The sequence below is a fragment of the Methylorubrum sp. Q1 genome (genome assembly GCF_004683995.1).
GTDB lineage: Bacteria > Pseudomonadota > Alphaproteobacteria > Rhizobiales > Beijerinckiaceae > Methylobacterium.
The window spans coordinates 170853-194872 of record NZ_SRHQ01000010.1 but is presented as its reverse complement, the minus strand read 5'-3'; the positions used below and the strand labels follow the sequence as shown (position 1 = coordinate 194872).

23 protein-coding genes are annotated in these 24020 nt (G+C 69.9%); 8 read left to right on the top strand and 15 right to left on the bottom strand.

All coding sequences use genetic code 11. The annotated features are described in order from the left end of the window. Both E4V01_RS26165 and lexA read left to right on the top strand, forming a co-directional pair. A partial coding sequence (locus E4V01_RS26165) for a DUF1236 domain-containing protein (protein ID WP_245517525.1) occupies window positions 1-418 on the top strand: 418 nt, incomplete at its 5' end. 165 nt (window positions 419-583) lie between these two features. Next, window positions 584-1306 (top strand): transcriptional repressor LexA, encoded by a 723-nt coding sequence (lexA, locus tag E4V01_RS12090; protein WP_060771927.1) that lies wholly within the window; start codon window positions 584-586, stop codon window positions 1304-1306. On the opposite strand, the gene E4V01_RS12085 is transcribed toward lexA, so the two are convergent. Continuing rightward, window positions 1300-3558, bottom strand: coding sequence for a ComEC/Rec2 family competence protein (locus E4V01_RS12085; RefSeq protein ID WP_135298497.1), 2259 nt, complete (start codon window positions 3556-3558; stop codon window positions 1300-1302). The genes lexA and E4V01_RS12085 overlap by 7 nt on opposite strands. Before the next feature lie 167 nt (window positions 3559-3725). On the opposite strand from E4V01_RS12085, the gene gltX reads away from it, so the two are divergent. Both gltX and gltA read left to right on the top strand, forming a co-directional pair. Continuing rightward, entirely contained in the window at window positions 3726-5150 is a 1425-nt protein-coding gene (gene gltX, locus E4V01_RS12080; RefSeq protein WP_135298496.1) for a glutamate--tRNA ligase, read from the top strand. A 475-nt stretch (window positions 5151-5625) separates the two neighbouring features. Then, on the top strand, window positions 5626-6915 hold the full coding sequence (gltA, locus tag E4V01_RS12075) for a citrate synthase (RefSeq protein WP_060771924.1): 1290 nt from the start codon (window positions 5626-5628) through the stop codon (window positions 6913-6915). Window positions 6916-7041: 126 nt separating this feature from the next. Here the strand turns inward: gltA and E4V01_RS12070 are convergent, their stop codons facing one another. From E4V01_RS12070 to E4V01_RS12025, 10 genes are all read right to left on the bottom strand, one after another. Beyond that, window positions 7042-7524 carry a YaiI/YqxD family protein gene (locus E4V01_RS12070; RefSeq protein ID WP_135298495.1) on the bottom strand — a complete coding sequence of 161 codons (483 nt, stop codon included), beginning with the start codon at window positions 7522-7524 and terminating at the stop codon, window positions 7042-7044. Next, a complete protein-coding gene (gene lpxB / locus E4V01_RS12065) occupies window positions 7521-8681 on the bottom strand; it encodes a lipid-A-disaccharide synthase (RefSeq protein ID WP_135298494.1) in 1161 nt (386 codons plus the stop codon). Before lpxB ends, E4V01_RS12070 begins: the two co-directional genes overlap by 4 nt. Further along, window positions 8678-9526, bottom strand: a complete 849-nt coding sequence (locus E4V01_RS12060) for an LpxI family protein (RefSeq protein ID WP_135298493.1) — start codon at window positions 9524-9526, stop codon at window positions 8678-8680. Before E4V01_RS12060 ends, lpxB begins: the two co-directional genes overlap by 4 nt. A gap of 11 nt (window positions 9527-9537) precedes the next feature. Further along, entirely contained in the window at window positions 9538-10344 is an 807-nt protein-coding gene (lpxA, locus tag E4V01_RS12055; protein WP_135298492.1) for an acyl-ACP--UDP-N-acetylglucosamine O-acyltransferase, read from the bottom strand. Window positions 10345-10349: 5 nt separating this feature from the next. Beyond that, window positions 10350-10811, bottom strand: coding sequence for a 3-hydroxyacyl-ACP dehydratase FabZ (gene fabZ, locus E4V01_RS12050; RefSeq protein WP_003603892.1), 462 nt, complete (start codon window positions 10809-10811; stop codon window positions 10350-10352). Window positions 10812-10970: 159 nt separating this feature from the next. Continuing rightward, complete coding sequence (gene glp, locus E4V01_RS12045; protein WP_135298491.1) at window positions 10971-12197, bottom strand: gephyrin-like molybdotransferase Glp; 1227 nt, start codon at window positions 12195-12197, stop codon at window positions 10971-10973. Next, a complete protein-coding gene (gene moaC, locus E4V01_RS12040) occupies window positions 12194-12679 on the bottom strand; it encodes a cyclic pyranopterin monophosphate synthase MoaC (RefSeq protein ID WP_060771920.1) in 486 nt (161 codons plus the stop codon). The genes glp and moaC overlap by 4 nt, the downstream gene beginning before the upstream one ends. Then, the gene (gene trpC, locus E4V01_RS12035) at window positions 12676-13524 is read right to left on the bottom strand and encodes an indole-3-glycerol phosphate synthase TrpC (protein WP_060771919.1); all 849 of its coding nucleotides are present in this window, start codon (window positions 13522-13524) and stop codon (window positions 12676-12678) included. The genes moaC and trpC overlap by 4 nt, the downstream gene beginning before the upstream one ends. A gap of 33 nt (window positions 13525-13557) precedes the next feature. After that, the gene (trpD, locus tag E4V01_RS12030; RefSeq protein ID WP_060771918.1) at window positions 13558-14571 is read right to left on the bottom strand and encodes an anthranilate phosphoribosyltransferase; all 1014 of its coding nucleotides are present in this window, start codon (window positions 14569-14571) and stop codon (window positions 13558-13560) included. Window positions 14572-14769: 198 nt separating this feature from the next. Then, entirely contained in the window at window positions 14770-15372 is a 603-nt protein-coding gene (locus tag E4V01_RS12025) for an aminodeoxychorismate/anthranilate synthase component II (RefSeq protein ID WP_135298490.1), read from the bottom strand. Window positions 15373-15645: 273 nt separating this feature from the next. Here E4V01_RS12025 and E4V01_RS12020 point away from each other — a divergent pair, with 273 nt between their 5' ends. Beyond that, complete coding sequence (locus E4V01_RS12020; protein WP_135298489.1) at window positions 15646-17337, top strand: methyl-accepting chemotaxis protein; 1692 nt, start codon at window positions 15646-15648, stop codon at window positions 17335-17337. A 61-nt stretch (window positions 17338-17398) separates the two neighbouring features. Here the strand turns inward: E4V01_RS12020 and trpE are convergent, their stop codons facing one another. Together trpE and E4V01_RS12010 are read right to left on the bottom strand one after the other, a co-directional pair. Next, complete coding sequence (gene trpE / locus E4V01_RS12015; protein WP_135298488.1) at window positions 17399-18919, bottom strand: anthranilate synthase component I; 1521 nt, start codon at window positions 18917-18919, stop codon at window positions 17399-17401. 10 nt (window positions 18920-18929) lie between these two features. Then, window positions 18930-20834 carry a peptidyl-prolyl cis-trans isomerase gene (locus E4V01_RS12010; RefSeq protein WP_135298487.1) on the bottom strand — a complete coding sequence of 635 codons (1905 nt, stop codon included), beginning with the start codon at window positions 20832-20834 and terminating at the stop codon, window positions 18930-18932. 221 nt (window positions 20835-21055) lie between these two features. On the opposite strand from E4V01_RS12010, the gene tpiA reads away from it, so the two are divergent. After that, entirely contained in the window at window positions 21056-21820 is a 765-nt protein-coding gene (gene tpiA, locus E4V01_RS12005) for a triose-phosphate isomerase (RefSeq protein WP_135298486.1), read from the top strand. Further along, window positions 21817-22329 (top strand): Tsi3 family protein, encoded by a 513-nt coding sequence (locus tag E4V01_RS12000; protein ID WP_245517523.1) that lies wholly within the window; start codon window positions 21817-21819, stop codon window positions 22327-22329. The genes tpiA and E4V01_RS12000 overlap by 4 nt, the downstream gene beginning before the upstream one ends. Window positions 22330-22475: 146 nt before the next feature. Here E4V01_RS12000 and E4V01_RS11995 read toward each other — a convergent pair whose 3' ends face one another. Both E4V01_RS11995 and E4V01_RS11990 read right to left on the bottom strand, forming a co-directional pair. Continuing rightward, window positions 22476-22922 carry an isochorismatase family protein gene (locus E4V01_RS11995; protein ID WP_135298485.1) on the bottom strand — a complete coding sequence of 149 codons (447 nt, stop codon included), beginning with the start codon at window positions 22920-22922 and terminating at the stop codon, window positions 22476-22478. 2 nt (window positions 22923-22924) lie between these two features. Then, complete coding sequence (locus E4V01_RS11990) at window positions 22925-23206, bottom strand: hypothetical protein (RefSeq protein ID WP_060771911.1); 282 nt, start codon at window positions 23204-23206, stop codon at window positions 22925-22927. Between the two features lie 287 nt (window positions 23207-23493). Between E4V01_RS11990 and secG the strand changes: the two genes are divergently transcribed. Beyond that, window positions 23494-23961, top strand: a complete 468-nt coding sequence (secG, locus tag E4V01_RS11985; protein ID WP_135298484.1) for a preprotein translocase subunit SecG — start codon at window positions 23494-23496, stop codon at window positions 23959-23961. Window positions 23962-24020: the final 59 nt, after the last annotated feature.

The following is a 24020-nucleotide window of genomic DNA, read 5'->3' as shown; positions in this document are numbered from 1 at the left end:
CCGCGAGTCGGGGCAGCCCGACCGCAGCGGCGCAGGCGAGCGCGGTGGACGGGACGGCCGCGAGGGGCCGGGCGAGCGTGGCGGGCGGGATGCGGCGGGTGAACGCGGCGGCGCTGGCGAGCGAGGCGGTCGCGGGTCTGCCGCCGAGGCGCGGGGCGCTTCGAAGAACCTGAATACGACACAGCGCACCGAGTTCCGCCAGTCGATCAGCCGCTCCAGCGTCCGCGCCGTCCCGAACGTCAACTTCGCCGTCCGCGTCGGCACGGCGATCCCGCGTTCGGTCTCGTTGCACCCGCTGCCGCCGGCGATCCTCACGGTCGTGCCGGCCTATCGCGGCCTGCAGTTCATTCTCGTCGGGGACGACATCGTCATCATCGACCCCGACACCTACGAGATCGTGGATGTGATCCCGGCCTGATCCGGTTGCACGGCACGACACGAGAGGCGGCGGGGCGACAGCTCCGCCGCCCCTGCCGCTTCCCGGGGGATGCTTGCGGAACAGGAGAGGAACGTCTAGGCTGTTCGTGCTTTGTTTTCAACGATTCTGCGGCGCCTTCGGCCCGCGGTCGACAGCAGGTGCCGCATGCTGACCCGCAAGCAACTCGAACTGCTCCAGTTCATCCAGCAGAGGATGCAGGAGAGCGGTGTGCCGCCGTCCTTCGACGAGATGAAGGACGCGCTCGACCTGAAATCCAAGTCCGGCATCCACCGCCTGATCATGGCACTGGAGGAGCGCGGCTTTCTCCGCCGTCTGCCGAACCGGGCCCGGGCAATCGAGATCCTGCGCATGCCCGACATGCCGGCGGCCAAGCCCGCATCGTCCGAACCGCGGCGCTTCACCCCGAGCGTGGTCGAGGGCGGCCTTTCGGCCAAGCCAGCCACGCCGAAGCCTGCCATGCTTCAGGCCCATGACGGCAAGGGCCAATCGGTGATGGTGCCGGTGATGGGCCGGATCGCTGCCGGTGTGCCGATCTCGGCGATCGAGAGCCAGAGCCACTCGATTTCGATGTCCCCCGACTTCCTGTCGGGCGGAGAGCATTACGCGCTGGAAGTCCGCGGCGATTCGATGATCGAGGCCGGCATTCTCGATGGCGACCTCGTGGTGATCCACAAACAGGACACCGCCAACAATGGCGACATCATCGTCGCGCTGATCGACGACGAGGAGGCGACCCTCAAGCGACTGCGCCGCCGCGGCTCGTCGATCGCACTGGAAGCCGCCAACCCGGCCTACGAGACCCGCGTGCTCGGCCCCGACCGGGTGCGCATCCAGGGCAAGCTCGTGAGCCTCGTGCGCCGTTACTGAGGGTTCTCGGAGGGCGGAGGGTCTGATGGATCCGCCGCACTGGCATCGTTGGGAGGTTGGGGCCCCGACCCGGTTGCCGGCGTCGTCACGCTGGCAGGCCGGGGCTGCCAGGGCTTCGGCTGATCGGCCCCGCGGGCAGTGACGATTTCAGGCCCTGCCGTTCCGAGGCGGATCGCCGTGGCACCCCGCACCGCCAGAAAAGCCCGGTCGGCGATCAGCGGCGCGGCGCAGCCCGGCGGGGCACGCAGTCGGGTGATGAGGATGTCGGCCCGGGCGCAATCCTCCGCGAAGGCACGCTTGTCCATCGCGAGAGCGACGGCGCGCCCGTCGACCGCGGTGAGGGTGCAACCGATCCGGTCGCAGCGCGGTCCGGCAGCACCGATCGCGGCGTCCGGACGGCGCCCATCGCCGTCGGCCTTCAACCATTGTTCGAGCACGAAGCCGGGCGGGCGCCCAAGGACCACGAGACGCCCGTCCTTGCCGCGGACCGCGGCACCGGCCCCGTCCCGATCGATATAGATGTCGTAGCGGATCGGGCTCGCGGCGAGGGCAACACCGAGCCCCGCCGGCATAAGGGCGAGGAAACGCAGCCGCGACACGGGAAGTGTCGCCAGCAGCAGGGCGGCGGCGAGCAGCATCAGGGCGCCCGTTCCGAAGGCAGGCAGCACGACGTTGGCCTGCCCGAACCCGGCGATCCAGGCGGAGATGTCGAGCATGCCGCGCACCGCGAGCCCCATCAGCCACCAGACCGGACGGTCGAGGGCAAAGGGATAGGCCAGCATCCCGAGCACCGCCGCGGGCATGACCGCGAGTGAGACGAGCGGCAGGGTCAGCGCGTTGCCGACGAGGCCGAAGGGTTGCACGGTCTGGAAGTGATAGGTCGCGAACGGCGCGGTGGCGAGTTGCGCGACCAGCGTCGTGGCCAGGGTTCCGACCACCGCCTTCGCCACCCAGGAGGCGGACCGCGCGATCCGGGATGCGCTGTCGGTTCGGAAGACCCGCCCATCGATGAGCGGCGCACAGGCGATGAGGCCGGCGACCGCGCCGAACGACATCTGGAAACTCGGACCCAGCAGCGCCTCCGGCTCGCGGGCGAGCGCCAGGATCGCCGCGAGGGCGAGATTACGCAGGCTGAGCGCCGGGCGATCGACGAGGATCGCGCCGAGCATCACCAGCGTCATGATCAGCGCCCGCTCGGCCGCGACGTCCCAGCCCGAGAAGGCGCAGTAGGCGGTCACGCCCAGCATCGCCGTACCCGCCGCGATCTTTTTGATGGGCCAGGCGAGGGCCAGCGCCGGCACCAGCGCGAGCCCGGCCCGCACCAGCCAGAACACGACGCCCGCCGCGAGCACCATGTGGAGCCCGGAGATCGAGACGACGTGATAAATCCCCGCCGCGCGCAGCACGTCGTTGGTCTCGTTCGAGATCAGTCCCCGCTTTCCCGTGACGAGGGCCGCCGCCACCGCGCCGGCCTGTCCGCCGATCGCATCGGTGATGCGGCGGGTGAAGGCATTGCGCGCCGCGTCGATGGCGGCGGTCAACCGCAGCGACAGGGCCAGAGGCTCGGCCGGGGGCCCGACCTCGACCTTGCCGACCAGCGAGCCCACGGCGCCGATCCCGCGAAAGTAAGCGTCGCGCGCAAAGTCGTAGCCGCCCGGCCGCACCGATTCCGGCGGTGGCAAGAGGCGGGCGGTAGCGCGGATGGCGTCACCCGGCCGCACCGCCTGCGCGGCGCGGTAGGAGACCCGTACCCGGCGCGGGCGGCTTTCCGCATCGAGATCGCCGAAACGCTCGACGCGCACGATCAGCCGCGCGCCGCCCTCGCGCTCATCGAGCCCTTCGACGAGGCCGACGAGCGGGGCGATGGTCACGCGGGTCAGCACCGGCCCCGCGACGGAGGCGACCCGCCAGACGCCTGCCGCGAAGCCGAGGAAGACGGCGGCGAGGCCGAGCATCAGCGCGAGCGCCACCGGGCGCGCCCGCAGCAGCGGCGTCACCGAAAGGCAGAGCCCCGCCGCGATCAGCGGAGCGGCGAGGGAAGGCTCTCCATCGGTCGCCGTGAAGAAGACGAGAACTCCGGCCCCGAAGGCGACGGCGAGCCAGGGGAACAACCGCCGCTGCTCGGCCTCGCGAGCGACGCTGCCGCGCAAGCCGTCGCGCGCGGCCTGCCAGAGCTGTGCAGGGGCGGGGAGGCGACCGGCGAGGGGGGCCGGAACGGCCCCGCGCATCGCCCTGCCGCCGCCCCCTGCCATGTGCCCTGCCTATGCCCCGCCGCGCTCGGAGACCTGCGTTGCCCGCGCGCTGGGCAACCATGACGAATTCTTAACGCATCGGCTCGCTCGTGCTACACGCCCGCCGAGACCGGCCGCAGCCGTACGCGCGCCATCCCGCACTTTTTGAAGAAGCCTCCCAGCCGCCGATGTCGTCACCGGTCGTCACGCGCTTTGCGCCCTCACCCACGGGCTTCCTGCATATCGGGGGAGCGCGTACGGCTCTGTTCAATTGGCTCTACGCCCGACATTTCGGCGGGCGGATGCTGCTGCGCATCGAGGACACCGATCGGGAGCGATCGACGCAAGGGGCGATCGACGCGATCCTCGATGGGATGCGCTGGCTCGGCCTCGATTGGGACGGGGAGGTGATCTATCAGTTCGCCCGCGCCGAACGGCACCGCGAGGTCGCCGAGAGCCTGCTCGCCTCGGGCAACGCCTACCATTGCTACGCCAGCGCAGAGGAGCTGGCGCAAATGCGCGACACCGCCCGCGCCGAGGGCCGCGCCCCGCGCTATGACGGCCGCTGGCGCGATCGCGACCCGTCCGAGGCGCCCGCCGGCGTGCAGCCGGTGATCCGCCTGCGGGCCCCGAGCGAGGGCGAGACCGTGGTCGAGGATGCCGTGCAGGGCCGCGTGACCTGGGCCAACCGCGACCTCGACGATCTCGTGCTGCTGCGCTCCGACGGCACGCCGACCTACATGCTCGCCGTCGTGGTGGACGACCACGACATGGGCGTCACGCAGGTGATCCGCGGCGACGACCACCTCACAAACGCCGCGCGCCAGGGCCAGATCTACCGGGCGCTGGGTTGGGACGTGCCGGCCATGGCGCATATCCCGCTCATTCACGGGGCGGACGGCGCCAAGCTGTCCAAGCGCCACGGTGCGCTCGGCGTCGAGGAGTACCGCGACCGCGGCTACCTGCCGGCGGCCCTGCGCAACTACCTCGTGCGGCTCGGCTGGAGCCACGGCGATCAGGAAGTGTTCTCCACCGAGGAGATGATCGCCGCCTTCGACCTGAAGGCGATCGGCCGCTCGGCGGCGCGGTTCGACTTCACGAAGCTGGAAAGCCTCAACGGGCTCTACATCCGCGGTAGCGACGATGCGGCGCTGGTGGATGCGATCGAGGCGATCCTGCCCGCCCGCGGCCCCGAGCGCGGTCTGCCGACCAAGCTCGAGCCCGCCCTGCGTGAGAAGCTCGTGGCGGCGATGCCGGGCCTGAAGGAGCGCGCCAAGACGCTCGTCGAACTCCTCGACAGCGCCTACTACCTCTACGCCGCCCGGCCGCTCGCCCTCGACGTCAAGGCCGAAGCCCTGCTCGCGGGCGAAGCGCCCGAGCGGCTGCGGGCACTCCTGCCGGCGCTCGAAGCGCTTCCGGACTGGAACGCGGCGACGACGGAGGCTGCGGTGCGACAGTTCGCCGACAGTCAGGGGGTCAAGCTCGGCCAAGTCGCCCAGCCCCTGCGGGCGGCGCTCACGGGGCGTGCCACCTCGCCGCCGGTCTTCGACGTCCTGGCCGTGCTCGGCCGCGACGAAGCGCTCGCCCGCCTCCGGGATCGCCTGCCAGCCTGAACCGTCCACGCGACGGATCCCGACGCAGAACATCGGGTGCATCGGCCGATGCTGGTGCACCGCATCGCGGTGTCCGCATCCGCCTGAGCCTTGCGACGCCTAAAATGACAATCTAGCGCAAATGACAGCCCACTTTCCGACAGCGGCACATCGTCCGGTCGAGGGCCGGAAAGTCTTGCCTGAGCGCGTGTTTCAGCGTCATCTCCGCTCTTGCAGAGCGTTCAGAATTATCGAGAACTGCGAGGGAGAACGGGTCGGATAGGATTTCATCCCGTTCGTGGGGTGACAGATCCAGCCTGTTTTTCGCATATGCGAAGAGACCGGGAGCAGCCCACCGTTGCTGGGCGCCGACCGATCCGCTAACCCGGTGCTTCAGTGAGCGGGCGCAGTGCTCTGCTGCGGCGCCACAACGGAGCGGGAGGCCTTGTCTTCCGCTCCAGTGCTGTTCCCGTCGCGAGAAAGGGTCCGCGATCCCATGAGCGCTTCCGCCAGCACCATCATCGTGGGCGACAAAAACGTCGAACTGCCCATCAAGACCGGAACGATCGGCCCCGACGTGGTCGATATCGGCAAGCTCTACGCCCAGACCGGCAAGTTCACCTTCGATCCGGGCTTCACCTCGACCGCCTCCTGCGAATCGAAGATCACCTATATCGACGGCGACGAGGGCGTGCTGCTCTATCGTGGCTACCCGATCGAGCAGCTCGCCGAGAACGGCGACTTCCTCGAGACCGCCTACCTGATGCTGTTCGGCGAGCTGCCGAGCTCGGCCCAGAAGGCGGATTTCGATTACCGGGTCACGCGCCACACCATGGTGCACGACCAGATGAACCGCTTCTTCCAGGGTTTCCGCCGCGACGCCCACCCGATGGCGGTGATGGTGGCCTGCGTCGGCGCGCTCTCGGCCTTCTACCACGACTCGACCGACATCTCGGACGAGCAGCAGCGGATGATCGCCTCGCTGCGCATGATCGCGAAGATGCCGACGCTGGCGGCGATGGCCTACAAGTACACGATCGGCCAGCCCTTCGTGTATCCGAAGAACGACCTCGATTACACCTCGAACTTCCTGCGGATGTGCTTTGCCGTTCCGTGCGAAGAATACGTCGTCAACCCGATCTATGCCCGCGCGCTGGACAAGATCTTCATCCTGCACGCCGACCACGAGCAGAACGCTTCGACCTCGACGGTGCGTCTCGCCGGTTCCTCGGGCGCCAACCCGTTCGCCTGCATCGCCGCCGGCATCGCCTGCCTCTGGGGACCGGCCCATGGCGGCGCCAACGAGGCGGCGCTCAAGATGCTCATGGAGATCGGGCATCCCGAGAACGTGCAGAAATACGTCGCCAAGGCGAAGGACAAGAACGATCCCTTCCGCCTGATGGGCTTCGGCCACCGGGTCTACAAGAACTACGACCCGCGTGCGCGCATCATGCAGAAGACCACCCACGAGGTGCTGAACGAACTCGGGATCAAGGACGATCTGCTGGAGGTCGCCGTCCAACTCGAGAAGATCGCCCTCGAGGACGAGTACTTCATCGAGAAGAAGCTCTACCCGAACATCGACTTCTACTCGGGCATCACCCTCAAGGCGCTCGGCTTCCCGACCTCGATGTTCACGGTGCTGTTCGCGCTGGCCCGCACCGTCGGCTGGATCGCGCAATGGGCCGAGATGATCGAGGATCCGTCCCAGAAGATCGGTCGCCCGCGCCAGCTCTATATCGGCCCGGATCGCCGCGACTACACGCCGATCGGCCAGCGGAGCTGAGCGAAGAGTGCCTCACAAAACTCCCGATCTCTGACCGTTCTCCCTCCGACGAGGACGGCGGAGCGGGAGTTTTGTGAGAGGCACTCAAGGGCACCTCCGGACCCAGCGGTCCAGAGGCGCACGATGTCAGAGCTTGAGATCGCGCTTCAGGCGCATGACCACGCGATCCAGAGCACCGAGAAAGGCCGAGCGGTCCTTCGGTGAGAACGGCCTCGGACCGCCGGTGATCGCGCCGGCCTCCCGCAAATCCTGCATCAGGTTGCGGGTCGCGAGCGCGAGACCGACCGACGATTCCGTGAAGGCCTTGCCGTTCGGCGCGAGCGCGACGGCGCCCGCCTTCGCGCAGCGGCTCGCGAGCGGCACGTCGGCCGTGATCACGATGGCGCCACGGCTCGCCCGCTCGGCGATCCAGTCGTCGGCCGCATCGAACTTGTCCCCGACGACGACCCGCTCGATCCAGGGCTCGCGCGGAAGGTTCAGGAAGCTGTTCGAGACGACGAAGACGTGAAGGCCGTAGCGCCCGGCGACGCGGTACACCTCGTCCTTCACCGGGCAGGCGTCGGCATCGACGTAGATCGCGATTCTCGGTGTCGTCGCTTCCTCGCTCATGCCGCCCGCCGTGCCTCCAAAACGATCCGGGCCGCCGCCCGGCTCGGTTCCTCGTCGCCGGGCAGCCGCATCCGGCCGTCGATGCGGGCCAGCGCGTCGAGCTGCGTCCGGCGGGCGGGGCCGCCCGAGAGAAGCGGCGCCAGCGTCCCGGCCAGCCGCTCCGGTGTGCAATCGGCCTGCACGAATTCCGGCATGGCGTTCTCGGACAGGATGAGGTTCGGCAGCACGATCGTCGGCACTTGGATGAGCCGCCGGGCGATGACCTCCTCGACCCGCGACACCTTGTAGGCCACCACCATCGGCACGCCGGCGAGCGCGAGTTCGAGCGTCACGGTGCCGGAGGCCGCGAGCGCGGCCCGCGCCCGGCGGAAGGTCGCGTATTTGTCGGCCTCCCCGTGGACGATCCGCGGATGCCGCTCCCAGGCGGCGGCGAGCCGTTCGATCAGGGCGCGGTGACGGCTCACCGCCGGCAGTTCGATCTCGAACGGGCCGACCCGCTGGCTGAGTTCGGCGATCGCCCGCCCGAAGACCGGCATCAGCCGCTCGATTTCCGAGCGGCGCGAGCCCGGCAGCACGGCGAGGAGAGGTGGACGTCCCTCGCGGATCGCGGCCTCGTCGGGGGAGGGGCGCAGCTCGGCCAGACGCTCGATCAGCGGGTGGCCGACATACGAGCAGGGCGGCCCGCCGAGGCGGCGATGCGCTTCCGGTTCGAAGGGGAGGAGGGCGAGCACGTGGTCGATGAAGGGCACCATGCCCTTGGCCCGCCAGGGCCGCCAAGCCCAGACGCTCGGCGAGACGTAGTCGACGATCGGCAGATCCGGCAGGCGCTTGCGCACGCGGGTCGCGACCGCGTGGGTGAAGCCGGGGCTGTCGATGATGACGAGCACGTCGGGCCGGCCCGCCACGACGTCGTCCACCGTCTCGCGTATGCGCCGCAGCAGGGTGCGGGCGCGGGCGAGCACGGGGAGGTAGCCCATCACCGCCACGTCATCGATGGAGAAGAGCGAGCGGAAGCCCTCCGCCTCCATCGCCTCGCCGCCGACGCCGCCGAGCGTCAGGGGCGCCGGCGACAACGCCCGCAGCGCCCGGATCAGCTTGGCGCCGAGCTGGTCGCCGGAATCCTCGCCCGCCACGAGCCAGATCCGCCGATGCGTCACGGGGCGACCTCCACGCCGATCAGGAACAGGCCCGCCGCATCCGCGGCCGCCACCGTCGCCGCACCGTCGATCACCAGGGTATGGCCGGCGCCGATGGCGATGCCGGCGCAGCCGGCCTCCGCGGCACGGCGCACGGTGCGCGGGCCGATGGCCGGCAGATCGATCCGCAGATCCTGGCCGAGCTTCGGCAGCTTGACGAGCACCGTCCCCTTCGCAGGCGTACCGCGGCCGAACGGCTTGCGGTTGAGCGCACGGGCGCGGGCGAGCATCCGGTCCGTGCCCTCGGGTCCCTCGACGGCGATGACGCGCTCGCCCGCCACCACGGTCGCCTGACCCACATCGAACGGGCTCAGGGCGCCGAGCATGGCACGGCCCGTGGCGATCGAGAGGGTCGCGTCGGAATCCGGTTCCACCTCGCCGAGCCGGCCAAGCCGGCCGAGCAAGTCGGGCGCGACCTCGTGAACGCCGAGCACACGGTGCCCGTTCTCCTCGAGCAGCGAGAGCACGGCCCGCAGGAGCCGGTCGTCACCGCCGGCCAGGCTTTTCAGGATATCGCGGTTGCGCACCGCATGCGCCGCGTTGAGCAGGGCGGCCGGGCTCGGGCGGGTGACGCCGCCGGCCGGTACCACGGCGGCGGGGGCCCACTCCCTCAGGATGCGCAGGGTGCCGGGGATATCGAGGAGATCGACCACCGCGTCCGCGCGCCGCCGCATCGCCCGCTCGGTGAAACCGCGCACGGCCAGGATCCGGAACGGCCGCCGCGCCCGATCGAGGGAGGCCGCGACGAGTTCCGGCAGGTGGCCCGCGCCGGCCACCAGGGCGAGGGGTCGGGCCGGATCGATCACGGCGGGCCGCCTCAGGCCGCCGCGGAGACGGGGCGGGGCGTGCAGATCGAGCGCTTACCGCCCGCGCGGATGAAGGAGAGGATTTCGTGGATCGCCGGATGGGTATCGAACTCGGCGGCCACGTCCTCGACGCGCTCCATCAGCGTGCCCTCTTGGGCGAAGAGCAGCCGATAGGCCCGGCGCAGGGCGTGGATGTCATCGCGCGAAAAACCGCGGCGTTGCAGGCCGATGATGTTGAGCCCGGAGAGGTAGGCGCGGTTGCCGAGCACCATGCCGTAGGGAATGCAGTCGTTCTCCAACCCCGAGAGGCCGCCGACGAAGGCGTGATCGCCGACGCGGGCGAACTGGATCACCGCCGCACCGCCCCCGAGGATGGCGTAGTTGCCGACCGTGCAATGGCCGGCGAGCATGACGTTGTTGGAAAAGATGACGTGGTCGCCGACGCGGCAATCATGGCCGACATGGCTGTTGGCGAGAAACGCGCAGCCGTTGCCGACCACCGTTTCCAGACCGCCGCCGGCGGTGCCGGGGTTCATCGTCACGCCTTCGCGGATCAGGCAATCGGAGCCGACCGCCAACGTCGAGGGCTCGCCGCGGAACTTCAGATCCTGCGGCGGATGGCCAATCGAAGCGAAGGGATAGATCCGGGTGCGCGCGCCCACCGTGGTCCGGCCGGCGACCACGACGTGGCTGACGAGTTCGCAGCCATCCCCCAGCACGACGTCGGGCCCGATATGGCAGAACGGGCCGATCCGCACGCCGTCCCCGAGCCGGGCGCCGTCCTCGACGACGCTGCTCGGATGGATCCCGTCCCGCACTGCGTTCACTCCGTCACCAGCATGGCACCGATCTCGGCCTGGGCGACGAGGGCGCCGTCGACGCGGGCCTCGCCGCGGAACCACCACATGGTCTTGCGCTGGTTCATCTTCGTCATGTGGAAGCGCACTTGGTCACCGGGCACGACGGGCTTGCGGAACTTGCACTTGTCGATGGTCATGAAGAAGACCTGCTTGGTCTTCAGGTCGTCATTCATGATGTGGCGGCAGCAGATCGCGCCCGCGGTCTGGGCCATGCCTTCGATCAGAAGCACGCCGGGGAAGACCGGCAGGCCGGGGAAGTGCCCGGTGAATTGCGGCTCGTTCGCCGTGACGTTCTTGATACCGATGCAGCTCTCGTCCCGGTCGATCTCGATGATGCGGTCGATCATCAGGAAGGGATAGCGGTGGGGCAGCAGTTCCAGCACTTTCTGGATATCGGCCGAACCCAGCTCCCGCGTCTCACTCATCGGTCCCAACGCTCCCCGCCCATGCTTGCCCGGCGGCGTCCGCCGCGCGGTCCCGTGCCTTTTGCCGGTGAAGGCCGCCCTCTTCGGCAGAAAATCAGGCGGATGCAAGACTTTTGCGCCGTTGGGGCCACAACCAGCGGCACCGGCCGCGATGGCAACTCAGACGATCCGCCGATCCAGCCGGATGATGCGGCACGGGTCGCCCGTCTTGGCGGGGCTCGCATGCGGCGGACGGACCAGCAGGGCCTCGCTGGTGCCGAGCACCGAGAGCATCGATGAATCCTGGCGGGCCTCGGGGTGGACGACCGGCAACCGGTCCGGCGCCGTATCGAGGCGGGCGCGCAGATAGTCCTGGCGGGCGTCGTTCTCCGGCATGTCGCGGCCGAGAAGCGCCGGCTCGCTGCGGTCCTCGCCCGCGCGGGGATCGCCGAGGAGCGCGCGGATCGCCGGCACCACGAAGAGCAGGCCGCAGACGATCGAGGAGACGGGATTGCCCGGCAGGCCGATCACCGCCATGGGCCCGAGCCGCCCGTGCATCAGCGGCTTGCCGGGGCGGAGCGCCACCCGCCAGAAGCCGAGTTCCAGCCCCTCGGCACCGAGCGCCGCCTGGACGAGGTCGTGATCGCCGACCGAGGCGCCACCAAGCGTCACCAGAAGATCGGCCTCGGCCGACCGCGCACGGCCGACCGCCTCGCGCAAGGCGCCGAGCTCGTCCGTGACGATGCCGAGATCGATGACCTCCGCGCCGGCCTCCAGGCTCAGCGCTCCGAGCGCGAGACCGTTCGAGGCGACGATCTGGTCCCACCCCGCCGGCTCGCCCGGCCGCACCAATTCGTCACCGGTCGCGAGGACGGCGACCCTGGGCTTGCGCCGCACGGGCAACACGGCATGGCCGGCGCTGGCCGCCAGGGCGAGGCGGCGCGCGTCGAGGACCTCGCCGGCCCGCACCAGCGTCTCGCCCTCGCGGAAATCGAGGCCGGCGCGGCGCAGGAAGCGGCCCGTCGCCACCGGCTCGCGGGCGGTGACGGTCTCGCCCTCGGCCTCGGCGTTCTCTTGGATCAGGATCGCATCGGCGCCTTCGGGAACCGGTGCGCCGGTGAAGATGCGGACGGCCTCGCCCGCGGCCAATGTCCCGGAAAACCCGTGGCCGGCCGCGCTGGTGCCGATCAGGCGCAGGCGGGCCGGCACGGTCGCCACGTCGGCGGCGAGCACGGCGTAGCCGTCCATGGCGGAAGCCGGGAACGGCGGCTGGGTCCGCCGGGCGGTCAGGTCGGCGGCCAGGGTGCGGCCGGCGCCCTGCGCGATGGGGATATCCTCCACCGCGACCGGGCCGGGGATGGCGGCGAGGATCTTTGCGAGCGCCTCAGCAACCGAGAGCAGGCTCATGAGCCGGCGTTCCATGCGCCGGACTTGCCGCCCTCCTTCGACAGGAGGCGGATGCCCTCGATGCGCATGCCGCGGTCGGCGGCCTTCACCATGTCGTAGACCGTCAGGCAGGCGACCGAGACGGCGGTCAGGGCCTCCATTTCGACGCCGGTCTGGCCCTGCACCTTCACCTCCGCAGTCAGGCGCAGGCCGGGAAGGGCGTCGTCGGGCTCGCAGGTGAGCCGCACCTTGGTGATCAGCAGCGGGTGGCAGAGCGGGATCAGCTCGTGCGTTCGCTTGGCGGCCATGATGCCGGCGAGCCGGGCGGTGCCGATGACGTCGCCCTTCTTGGCGTCGCCCTCGCGGATCAGCGCCAGGGTCTCGGGCTGCATCACCACCACGCCCTCGGCCACGGCCGTGCGCGACGTCGCGGCCTTGTCCGAGACATCGACCATGTTGGCCGCGCCGGTCCGGTCGATATGGGTGAGGGTGGCGCCGCTCACCGGTCCCGATCCCCGAACAGCAGGGACCGTGTCGCCGCAGTCACGTCGTCCTGCCGCATCAGGCTCTCGCCGACGAGGATGGTATCGAGCCCGTGCTGCTTCAGCCGCAGCACGTCGGCATGTCCGCCAATGCCGCTCTCGGCCACCGCGATCCGATTGGCGGGGATGCCGGGCTTCAGGGTGATCGCCGTCTCGAACGACACCTCGAAGGTCTTGAGGTTGCGGTTGTTGACGCCGACCAGACGGGTGCCGAGCGGCAGGGCCCGCTCCAGCTCCTGCGCGTCGTGGACCTCGACCAGCACATCCATGCCGAGATCATGCGCGGTCTCGGTGATGTCGGCGGCCTCCGCATCGTCGAGGCAGGCCATGATGACGAGGACGCAATCGGCGCCCCAGGCGCGGGCCTCGTAGACCTGATACGGCTCGAACATGAAGTCTTTTCGCAGGACCGGCAGGCCGCAGGCCGCGCGCGCTTCGATCAGGAAGTCCGGCGCCCCCTGGAAGGACGGCGTGTCGGTCAGCACCGACAGGCAGGTGGCGCCGCCCTTGGCGTAGGCCTTGGCCAGCGTCTTCGGGTCGAAATCGGCGCGGATCAGCCCCTTGGAGGGCGAGGCCTTCTTGATCTCGGCGATCAGGGCGGGACGGCCTTCCGCGATATGTCGGGCAATGGCATCGGCGAATCCGCGCGGCGGCTCGGCCTTGGCGACCTGCTTTTCCAGCTTGGCCAGCGGCACGCGCAGCTTCGCCTCGGCGATCTCGCGGCGCTTGTAGGCCTCGATCCGCGCCAGCACGCTCGCCCGTTCCGGGGCGGGCCCGGCGGTCACGTCGGCGACGATATCGTCCATCGGGTTGTCCTTAGAACCGTTCGAAGCCGTCTATCACGCATTGGACACGGCGACGAGGCGCGCCAGCGTGCCCCGCGCCGCGCCGGAATCGATCGCGCCTTGCGCCCGCGCGACGCCTTCGGCGAGCGTGCCGGCGGCCCCTGCCACCACGAGGCCGGCGCCGGCATTCAGCACGGCGATGTCGCGGTAGGCGTTGCGGGCGCCCTCCAGCACGGCGCCAAGCGCGGCGGCGTTGTGCTCGGGGTCGCCCCCGCGCAGGTCGTCCAGGGTCGCGAGCGGCAGGCCGACCTCGCGCGGATCGAGGGTGAAGTGCGTCAGCGCGCCAGCCTCCAGCGCGACCACCGCAGTCGGGCCAGTGGTGGTGATCTCGTCGAGCCCGTCGGAGCCGTGCACGGTCCAGACCCGCTGGCTGCCGAGCGTGGCCAGCACCCGCGTCAGCGGCTCGGCCCAGGCCGGGCGCGAGACGCCGAACACCTGCGCGGTGACCCCGGCCGGATTCGAGAGCGGCCCGAGCATGTTGAAGATGGTGCGGAACGGCAGTTCGGTGCGCACCGGCGCGACATGGCGCATGGCGCCGTGATGCGTCTGCGCGAACATGAAGCAGAGCCCCGCCTCTGACAGGCAGCGCGCCAGGGCCTCGGGGGGCAAGCCGATCTTGACGCCGAGGGCCGCCAGCACGTCGGCGGCGCCGGAGCGCGAGGTGGCGGCGCGGTTGCCGTGCTTGGCCACGGGCACGCCGCAGGCGGCGGTGAGAATCGCGGCCAGCGTCGAGACGTTGTAGCTGCCCGAATGGTCCCCCCCGGTGCCGACGATGTCGATGGCGCCCGCGGGTGCGGCCACCGGCAGCATCCGCGCGCGCATCGCCGAGACCGCGCCGACGATCTCCTCCTCGCTCTCGCCGCGCACGGAGAGGGCGGTGAGGAAGGCGCCCGCCTGGATCGGCGTGACCTCGCCCGAGAGCAGGTCATCGAAGGCGGCGCGGGCCTGCTCGCGGCTCAGCGAGGCGCCGGCCGCGACGGTCGCGAGATGGGTTTTGAAGGACTCCATGGGTCCGTGATCATCCGCTGGAAGCCCTCTCACCTTCGCGGAAGAGGGTGGCCCGCGAGCCGGGTCGGGCGAGGGGAGGGCTCCGCGTAATTCGGAACGCCTCGCTCCCCTTCCGCCTCTCATCCGCGAGGCACCTTCACCCGCGAAAGGGAGAGGGAATAGGGTGTGCCCCGTCAATGCACGCCGAGGCCGGGCTTGTCACGCTCGGGCGGCCGACTCCTTGCGCCACGCCGCGGCGATGTCGAGGAAGTTGCGTAGGATCTGCGTGCCGTGGTTCGAGAGGATGCTCTCGGGATGGAACTGCACGCCGTGGACCGGCAGTTCCCGGTGCTGGAGCCCCATGATGAGCCCGTCGGCCTCCGCCGTTACCGCGAGATCCTGCGGGCAGCTTGCACGGTCGACCACCAGCGAGTGGTAGCGCGTGGCGGCGAAGCCCTCGTTGATGCCGCGGAACACACCCTTCGCCTCGTGGCGGATGGTGGAGACCTTGCCGTGCATGGGGGAGGGCGCACGCACCACGTCACCGCCATAGGCCTGCCCGATGGTCTGGAGCCCGAGACACACGCCGAAGATCGGGATCTCGGAGCCCAGTTCCCGCACCGCATCGAGGCAAATGCCGGCCTCGTTCGGGGTGCACGGCCCCGGCGAGAGCACGAGCGCGTCGGGCGCCCGCGCACGGATGCCGGCGACATCGATCTGATCGTTGCGCACCACGTCGATCCGACCGCAGAGCGGGCCGATCAGGTGGACGAGATTCCAGGTGAAGGAATCGTAATTGTCGATGACGAGGACGTTGGACATGGCCGCCGGCTTTGCGGAGTGACCCGGCCGATGTGACCCCTGATCGAGCCGGGGTCAACGGGTTCCCGGAGCGCACCGCGGACCCGGTCCCGCGCTCCACGGGATCGACGTGGCCGGAGTCGGGGAAGCCCATTCCCGGGAGGGGAGCAAGAGCGCACTTCACAAACTGAGTATTCAAAGAAAAGAGCTCGGGAGAGCAACCGCATCTTAAAATTCGGATCCCATCATTTGTTTGGATGAATAATAATCTCACGTCATGATCGGAAAGACCTCGTGCGCCTACTCAACGATCTCAAGTTGCCCCTGAAGCTCGCGATCCCGATCGGCCTTCTGATCTGCCTGAGTTCCGGCCTCGTGGTCACGGCCAAATCCGGCATCGACGGGACGCTGGAACGGGTGACGCGGCTCACCGACTACACCCTTCGGCGCCGTATCGCGGTCAGCGACTTCGATCGCGCGGCCAAGGACGTGACGATCCACGAGAAGAGCATCATCATCGCCACCGATCCGGCCGAGGTGACGAAGACGAAGGCGCTTCTGGAAGCGAGCCGGGCGGAGATTTTTCGGCAGATCGACATGATCCTCGCGGCGGCCGAGACGAGCGAGCTGCACAAGCGTTACACGGAGACCCGGAGCGTCGTGAGCGCCTATCTGCAGGCGGTCGACAGGAGCATCGAGCGCGCTCTGCAGGGCGACCTGAAGGGGGCGATTGCCATCTCCAACAGCGAGGGGCGGGCCGCGCGCCAGCGCCTCGAGGAGCGCCTGTCGTCCCACCTCAGCGTGAACGCGGCCACCACCGAGGCCACGATCCGCGCGGTCAAGGAGGAAGGCCGCGCGACCACGACGCGCCTCATCATCGGGGCCATCACGGGTGTCGGGGTGCTGGCCTCGCTGGCGGGCCTGATCACCGTGTTCGGCATCGCACGCCCGATCCGCCGGGCCATTCGGGCGACCGAGCGGCTCGCCGCCGGCGACCTCGCCACGCCCGTGGATGACGTGGCGCGGCGCGACGAAATCGGTGCCCTCAACCGGGCGCTCACGGTGTTCAAGGACAGCGCGCTGGCCCGGCAACGGCTCGAGGCCGAACAGAGCCGTGAGACCGCGGCCAAGATGGTGCGCGCCGAGCGGCTCGACGCGGTGACCCGCGCCTTCGAGACCGACGCCACCCGGATGACCAGCGGCCTCAACACGGCCGCCGCCGACATGGAGGTGACCGCCCGCTCCATGAGCGGAATCGCCGACCAGACGACCACGCAGGCGATGGCGGTGTCCTCGACCGCGACGCAGACCGCGGCCAACGTCCAGACCGTCGCCGCCTCCACGGAGGAATTGTCGGCCTCGATCGCCGAGATCACCGCCCAGGTCGCCCACTCCATCAGCCTGATCGGGGCAGCGGTCGAGCGTGTCGCCGAGACCGACGCGACCATTCACGCCTTGAGCGAAACGGCCGAACGCGTCGGCGCGGTGGTGGCCATGATCTCGGGCATCGCCGGTCAGACCAACCTGCTGGCGCTCAACGCCACGATCGAGGCGGCCCGCGCCGGCGCCGCCGGCCGCGGCTTCGCGGTCGTCGCCACCGAGGTGAAGGAGCTTGCGGCCCGAACCGGACAGGCGACGGAGGAGGTCTCCGCCCAGATCGGCGCGATCCAGAACGCGACCAAGGCGGCCGTCGCCGCCGTCCGCGCCATCGGCGGGCAGATCGCCAGCCTCGAACAGGTCTCGACCAGCATCGCGGCGGCCATGGAGGAGCAGGAGGCTGCGACCCGCGAGATCGCCCGAAACGTTCAGGAGGCAGCGCGCGGCACCGAACAGGTCACCGGCAGCGTCTCCGGCATGCGGCAAGGCGCGGGCGAGACCGGGTCGGCGGCGACGCAGGTGCTCGGAGCGGCCCGCCAGCTCGCCCGCGATTCGGAAGGGCTCGGCCGCACGGTCGCGAACTTCCTCGCGGACGTGAAGGCGGCCTGAGGCTGCCGAGACACGGCCCCCGCCGCAGCGCGGGGGCGCAGGCCTGCTTTCGCCGCAGCCTCTATTGCCCGCGCTTGGCCCGGCTCGCGAACTGCACCGCATCCTCCGCGGCTCGGAACAACGCCTTGGCCTTGTTCACGCATTCCTGCTGCTCGGAGTGCGGATCGGAATCGTAGACGATGCCCGCACCCGCCTGCACATGCATGCGGCCGTCCTTCACGATGGCCGTGCGCAGGACGATGCAGGTGTCCATCTCGCCGCGCGCGCCGAAATAGCCGATGCAGCCGCCATAGGGGCCGCGCTTCTCGCGCTCCAGCTCGTCGATGATCTCCATCGCCCGCACCTTCGGCGCGCCCGAAACGGTGCCCGCCGGAAACCCGGCGGCCAGGGCCGAGAGCGCGTCGTGAGCGGGGTCGAGGTCGCCCTCGACGTTCGAGACGATGTGCATGACCTGGGAATAGTATTCGAGGAAGAACGAGTCGGTGACGGTGACGGTGCCGATCTTCGAGACGCGGCCGACATCGTTGCGGCCGAGATCGAGCAGCATCAGGTGCTCGGAGCGCTCCTTCGGGTCGACCAGGAGTTCGTCGGCCAACGCCCGGTCCTCGGCCGGTGTGGCGCCGCGCCGCCGTGTGCCGGCGATCGGGCGGATCGTCACCTTGCCCTCGCGCACCCGCACGAGGATCTCAGGCGACGAGCAGACGACCTGAAACGCCTCGAAATCGAGGTAGCACAGGAACGGCGCCGGGTTGGTGCGGCGAAGAGAGCGGTAGAGTGCAAGGGCGGGCAGGGTGAACGGCGCCTCGAAGCGCTGCGACAGCACCACCTGGAAGATGTCACCCGCGACGATGTACTCCTTGGCCTTGGCCACCATGCCGAGGAACGCGTCCGGCTCGGTGTTCGAGACCGGAGAGGGCAGGGGAAGGCTCGATACGTCGAGGCGCGCCTCGACCGGCAGCGGGCCTTCGAGGGCTTCCGCCACCCGGTCGAGCCGGGCCTGCGCGGCTTCCAGCGCGGCGCGGGCGCTCACGCCGTCGGTTGGACGCACGGGGGTGACGACGGTGAGCGCGTCGGCCACCGCGTCGAACACCACCATCACGCGCGGGCGCATCAGGATCGCATCCGGCACGCCGAGCGGATCGGGGTTCGGCTCCGGCAGCCGCTCCATGGCGCGGACCATGTCGTAGCCGAGATAGCCGAACAGGCCGGCGGCCATCGGCGGCAGCGCGGCGCTTTCGGCGTCGTCGCCCACGGCGCTCTCGGCGATCAGCGCACGTAGCGAGGCGAGCGGCGCCCGCTCGTCGGCCACGAACTCCGCGAGGCCCGCGTCGTGGGCGATCTCGGTGCGCCCGTCGCGGCAGCGCCAGATCAGGTCGGGGTCGAGTCCGATCATCGAGTAGCGCCCGCGCACCGCGCCGCCCTCGACCGATTCGAGCAGGAAGCCGGGGCCGGCATGGACCGCCTTAAGCTTGAGGAAGGCCGCGACCGGCGTCTCCAGATCGGCCACCAGGGTGAGGCCGAGCAGGCTTGCCCGTCCGGCCTCGTAGGCGCGCGCTACGGCCTCGTGCGCAGGCTCGGTCATCGGGGGCCTCTCAGTACTCGCCGCCGAGCGCCCGCCGCAGGGCGGTCTGGTTCACGTTGACGCCGGCGCTCTTCTGCACCTCGGCGATGAACTCGCCGAGCACGTCGTCGGCGAGCGCCGTGCGCAGCGAGGTCACGAGTTGCCCGTCGCTCGGCGTGCCCGGCACGAAAGCCGGCATCGTGGCGGCCGTCACCTTGAACACCGCGCGTCCCTCGCCGGCGGGCGCCGAGGCTGCCTTGCCCACCGGGGTGGTGAAGATACGCTCGACGATCTCGGTCGAGAGGTCGTCCTTCGCTTGGTTGCGGCCGATCTCGGTGATCGTCTTCAGCGGCACCCCCGCCTCCTGCGCCACGGTCTCGATGGCCTCGCCCTTGTCGAGGCGCTCGGTCAGCTCCTTCGACTTGGCCACGAGGCGCTTCTCGATCTCGGCTGCGGTCCAGCCCTTCACCACCTCGTCGCGGACCTCCGCCAGCGGCTTCTCGTGCGAAGGGTCGATCTTGACGACGTCGTACCAGATCGCGCCCCCGGTCTTAGTGCGCAGCACCTCGGTGTCGTTGCCGACATCGGCGCGGAAGGCGGCCGGCAGCGTGGTCTCCTTGTCCGGAATGCCGGCGACCGGCTGGCCGGAGGGGTCGTTGCCCTGCGCATCCACCGCTGGAATGCTCAGCAGCGTCAGGCCCAGGTCCCCGGCGATTTCGGCGAGCGGCTTGGCGGAGGCGCGACCATCCTCGATGGCGTCCTGCGCCTTGTCGAAGCCGCCGTCACGCACGCGCTTCAGCGCGATCTCCTTGCGGATCTCGTCCTTGACCTCGTCGAACGGCTTGACCGAGCCCGGCTCGATGGCTGTGACACGCAGGAGCACGGTGCCGAAGCGGCCCTTCACCGGCTCGCTCACCTTGCCCTGTTCCAGAGCGAAAGCGGCGTTGCCCACCGCCGGATCGAACAGCTCGGCCTTCGTCATCGTGCCGAGATCGAGCTGCTTCGGGTCGAGGCCACGGTCGGCGGCCACGGTCTCGAACGGCGTCTCTCCGCTCTCGATCTTGGTCCGCGCCTCCGCTGCAGCCGCGTCGTCGGGGAAGCTGATCTGCTGGATCGTACGCCGCTCCGGCTTGCCGAACCGGCCGGGATTGGCCTCGTAAACCTTGCGCGCCTCGTCGTCGGACACCTCGTCGGGCTTGGCCAGCGCGGCGGGGTCGAGCACCAGCAGGTTGAGGCTGCGGTACTCGGGGGCGCGGAACGAGGCCTTGTTGTTCTCGTAGTAGGCGTTGAGCTCTTCGTCGGTCGGGGCCGGGATCTCGCCCGCGGCGGAAGGCGCCAGCGTCAGCACGGCGGCGTCGCGGCGCTCGGTCGAGTAGCGATGCACCGCCTCGCGGATCGCCTGGGGCACCGGCATCTCGGCGACGATCGCATCGGCCAGTTGCAAGCGGGCGATGACCGAGCGCTGCTCGCGCACGAACATCGCCTCGTTCAGGCCCGCCCGCTGGAGCGTCTGAAAGAACAGCACCCGGTCGAAGCTGCCATTGGCATTCTTGAAGCTCGGCTCGTCCTGGATCGCCCGCAGCACCGTCGCGTCGGAGACCGCGAGTCCGAGATCCGTGGTCTTCTGGTCGAGCGCCGCCTCGGTGATGAGCTGCGCCAGCACTTGGCGTTCCAGGCCCATCGCCCGTGCCTGGTCCGGCGTCAGCGTCCGCTTGAGCTGCGCCTGATAGCGCTGGAGCTGGTTCTGATAGGCGGTGCGAACTTCTTCGGCCGAGATCGGCGTCTTGCCGACGGTGGCGACCGCCGTGGTCGATCCGCCGCGGAAAAACTCCTCCACACCGAAGATCGCGACGCCCGCGATCAGGAAGGTGAAGATCACCGACAGCACGACCTTGCCGAGCCAATGCTGGCTGGCACTGCGAATGGACTGGAGCATCGGACGCCCGGGCCTAGATCTCTACGGTCCCTGCCCGCAGGGGCGGGGAACAAATTCGAGCCCCGCGATAGACGATCGGGGCGGCGGCGCAAAGGGCATGTCGATTGCACGCCGACCGCCGGGGGCGACCGCCCAAAGGTCGTTTGCGCGCCCAAGCTTGCTCTGCTAGGTGCGCCGACAAAGTTGTAGCCTTCCATCGAGACACGGAGAAGCAGGACGCCATGGCAAGCGAGGGACGCCGTCCGCTGGTTGCCGGCAACTGGAAGATGAACGGTCTGCTCTCCTCGGTTCCGACCGTCGAGGCGATCCGCGACGGGCTTTCGCCGGCCCTTGCGGACAAGATCGACGTGCTGATCTGCCCGCCCGCGACGCTGATCTCCTCCTGCGTGGCAGCGGTCTACGGCTCCGTGGTCGCCATCGGCGGCCAAAACCTGCACGCCCGGCCGAGCGGCGCCTTCACCGGTTCGATCTCGGCGGAGATGTTCGCCGATCTCGGCGCCACCTACGTCATCGTCGGCCATTCCGAGCGGCGCGCCTACCACTACGAGACCGATGACGGCGTCCACGCCAAGGCGCTGGGCGCCCGCCGCGCCGGCCTGCGCGGCATCATCTGCGTCGGCGAGACCATGGAGGAGCGCGAGCAGGGCCGGGCGCTCGACATCGTGCGTGCGCAGCTCGCCATCGGCCTACCGAAGGGCGCGACCGGCGCCGACACGGTGATCGCCTACGAGCCGGTCTGGGCGATCGGCTCGGGCCGCACGCCGACGGCCAAGGAGATCGCCGAGGTCCATGCCAGCTTGCGCGAGATGCTCGACAAGCTCGTCGGCGACGAGGCGCACAAGATCCGCATCCTCTACGGCGGCTCGGTGAAGCCCTCGAATGCCCGCGAACTGATGGCGGTGGAGAACGTCGACGGCGCGCTGGTCGGCGGCGCCAGCCTCGTGGCGGAGGACTTTTTGGGAATCTGCCGCGCTTACGAGGGGTGAGCCCTTCGCGTCCTTGCCGCGCCGTCAGCCTCCTACGACCGGGGCTGCTCGGCGCCCGGCGGCTTCTTTGGGCGATCGGAACCATCCCCGTTCTCCTGGCGGTCACGGCAGCGCAGGGCGCAGCGATCACGGCGCCGGGCGGATGTCGGCTGACCGTCGAGATCCCCAAGGGTTTTTCGGCCCAGCTACGCGGCGGCGACATCACTCTGCAGCCGATCGGGCAGGAGGGCCGGCGCAGCGTGGTCGAGATCAGACTGACGCCCGGACACGGCCGAGACGCGGCCATCTTGACGGAGCGCCGGCCGCTCGGTGCGACGATCGTCCGCTACCGGGTGACACGCCAGACCGGGGGATCGGGGGGCGAGGAGACGACACTCGTCGCGGAGGCCGAGCGTGCGGGCGGTGTCGTCCGTCTCGAAGCCTCGGTGCAGCGGGGCGATGGCACCGAGCCGGATTTCGAACCGGCATGGGCCGCCCTCGCAACGGCGCGCTGCACCGAGATACGCTGAGCCGCCGACCTGCCGGCCCGCTCAATGTCTCTCACAAAACGCCCGCCGCGCTGTCATCGCAGAGCGAGAATGGTCAGAGACCACGAGTTGTGTGAGGCACTCTAAAGCGCGTCGGGACCGCTCAGAACGCTGCCGAAATGATGCCGCTAGAGTTCGGTCCCGAGCGAGGCCGAACGGTCGAGGGACGACCCGACGCTGAGCCATGGCAGCAGGGTCGGTCGCAGCCCGGCATCGAACAGCATGAAGCCGGCGGCAAGGCAGCAAGTCTCCGTCTGCACGCCGCAGACGAGGACGCGCTCGATGTCGAGCGCCCTCAAATGGTCGATCAGCGCGGGCGGCGGCAGGTAGCCGTGCTTGACGAAAACCCGGTCGGCCGGGACGAGCGACTCCTCATCCGTCGGCGGCGCCCAGCCGAGCTGCGCCCTGAACGGTGTAACCGCCTCGTCGTGCCGCTCGACGGTCGCGACCGTGTGCAGCGTCCGGCTCAGCGCGGTGATGTCCGCGACGATCGTGTCGGCCACGCGAAAGCTCGCCTGGACATCGACGACGAGGAGGGCCTGCCGGTCCCGCCGCACGGAGCGCGCCGGGTCCATGCTCAGTCCGCCCGGGCCGGTGCCTTTGCCACCGCCTCTTTGGTGCGCTCGATCATCGAGAGCACCGCGACGTAGAAGGCCTGCTGCAACGGGCTCATCGCGTCCGGCCGGATCCGGTCGGAGAGCGCGGCCTGCAGCGCATCCATTGCCTGCGCCCGCCCCACCGGGTCGGGCCGCTCCAGGGCGATCCGCAAGAGGTCGCCCTGGACGGCCTCCATCTCCTCGCGGTCGGCGCGGTCGATGAAGGCGGCAAACCGCCCGGCTTCGTGCTGAAAATCGCTCATTCCGACTCCTCGCACGGGCCGTAGCCCTATGACCATGCTCCTGCGGCGTTTTTCCCGCGCGCCGTCTCTATAGGTGAGAGTGGCGGTTCCCGATGCCTCGGCTCGTCCTTCGTGTCGGGCGCGCGAGGCGTTTGTCCCGCCCGCTTGCGTGAAGGCCGGTTGGCGCGGGTGGGCAAACGGTGTAGGAGCCCCCACTTCGTGCAGCGGATACGCGGGCGCGCTGCTTTTGCGCGCGACCCATGTCCGGCACACCGACAGCGTCCGCGCGAGCGGGCACCGGAATCGCTATGCAGACCGTCCTCATCTTCGTCCATCTCATCATCGTGCTGGCGCTGATCGCCGTGGTGCTGCTGCAGCGCTCGGAGGGTGGGCTCGGGCTTGGCGGCGGCGGCGGGGGCGGCGTCTCCGGCTTCATGACCGGCCGCGGCCAGGCGAACGCGCTCACCCGCGCGACCGCGATCCTCGCCGCCCTGTTCTTCACCACCAGCATCGCGCTGGCGATCTTGGCCCACCGAAGCGCCGCGCCCCGCTCGATCCTCGACGAGGCCGGGACGCCGCAGGGCCAGACGCAGCAGACCGACAAGCCGGTGAACGCGGACAACCTGCTCGACACGCTGCGCAGCGGCAGCCCGAGCCAGGGCGGCCAGCCGGCCTCGGTCCCGACCGACGCACCGGCTAAGCCGGCGACCCCGGCCCCCGCTCCCGACACGCCCCCGGCCGCACCGGCGACGCCGGACGCGCCACAATCGCGCTGAGCGCTGCGGTCGAGCCGCATCATCTGCGGATAAGAGCCTTGCGGCCGGCGCATCGGCCG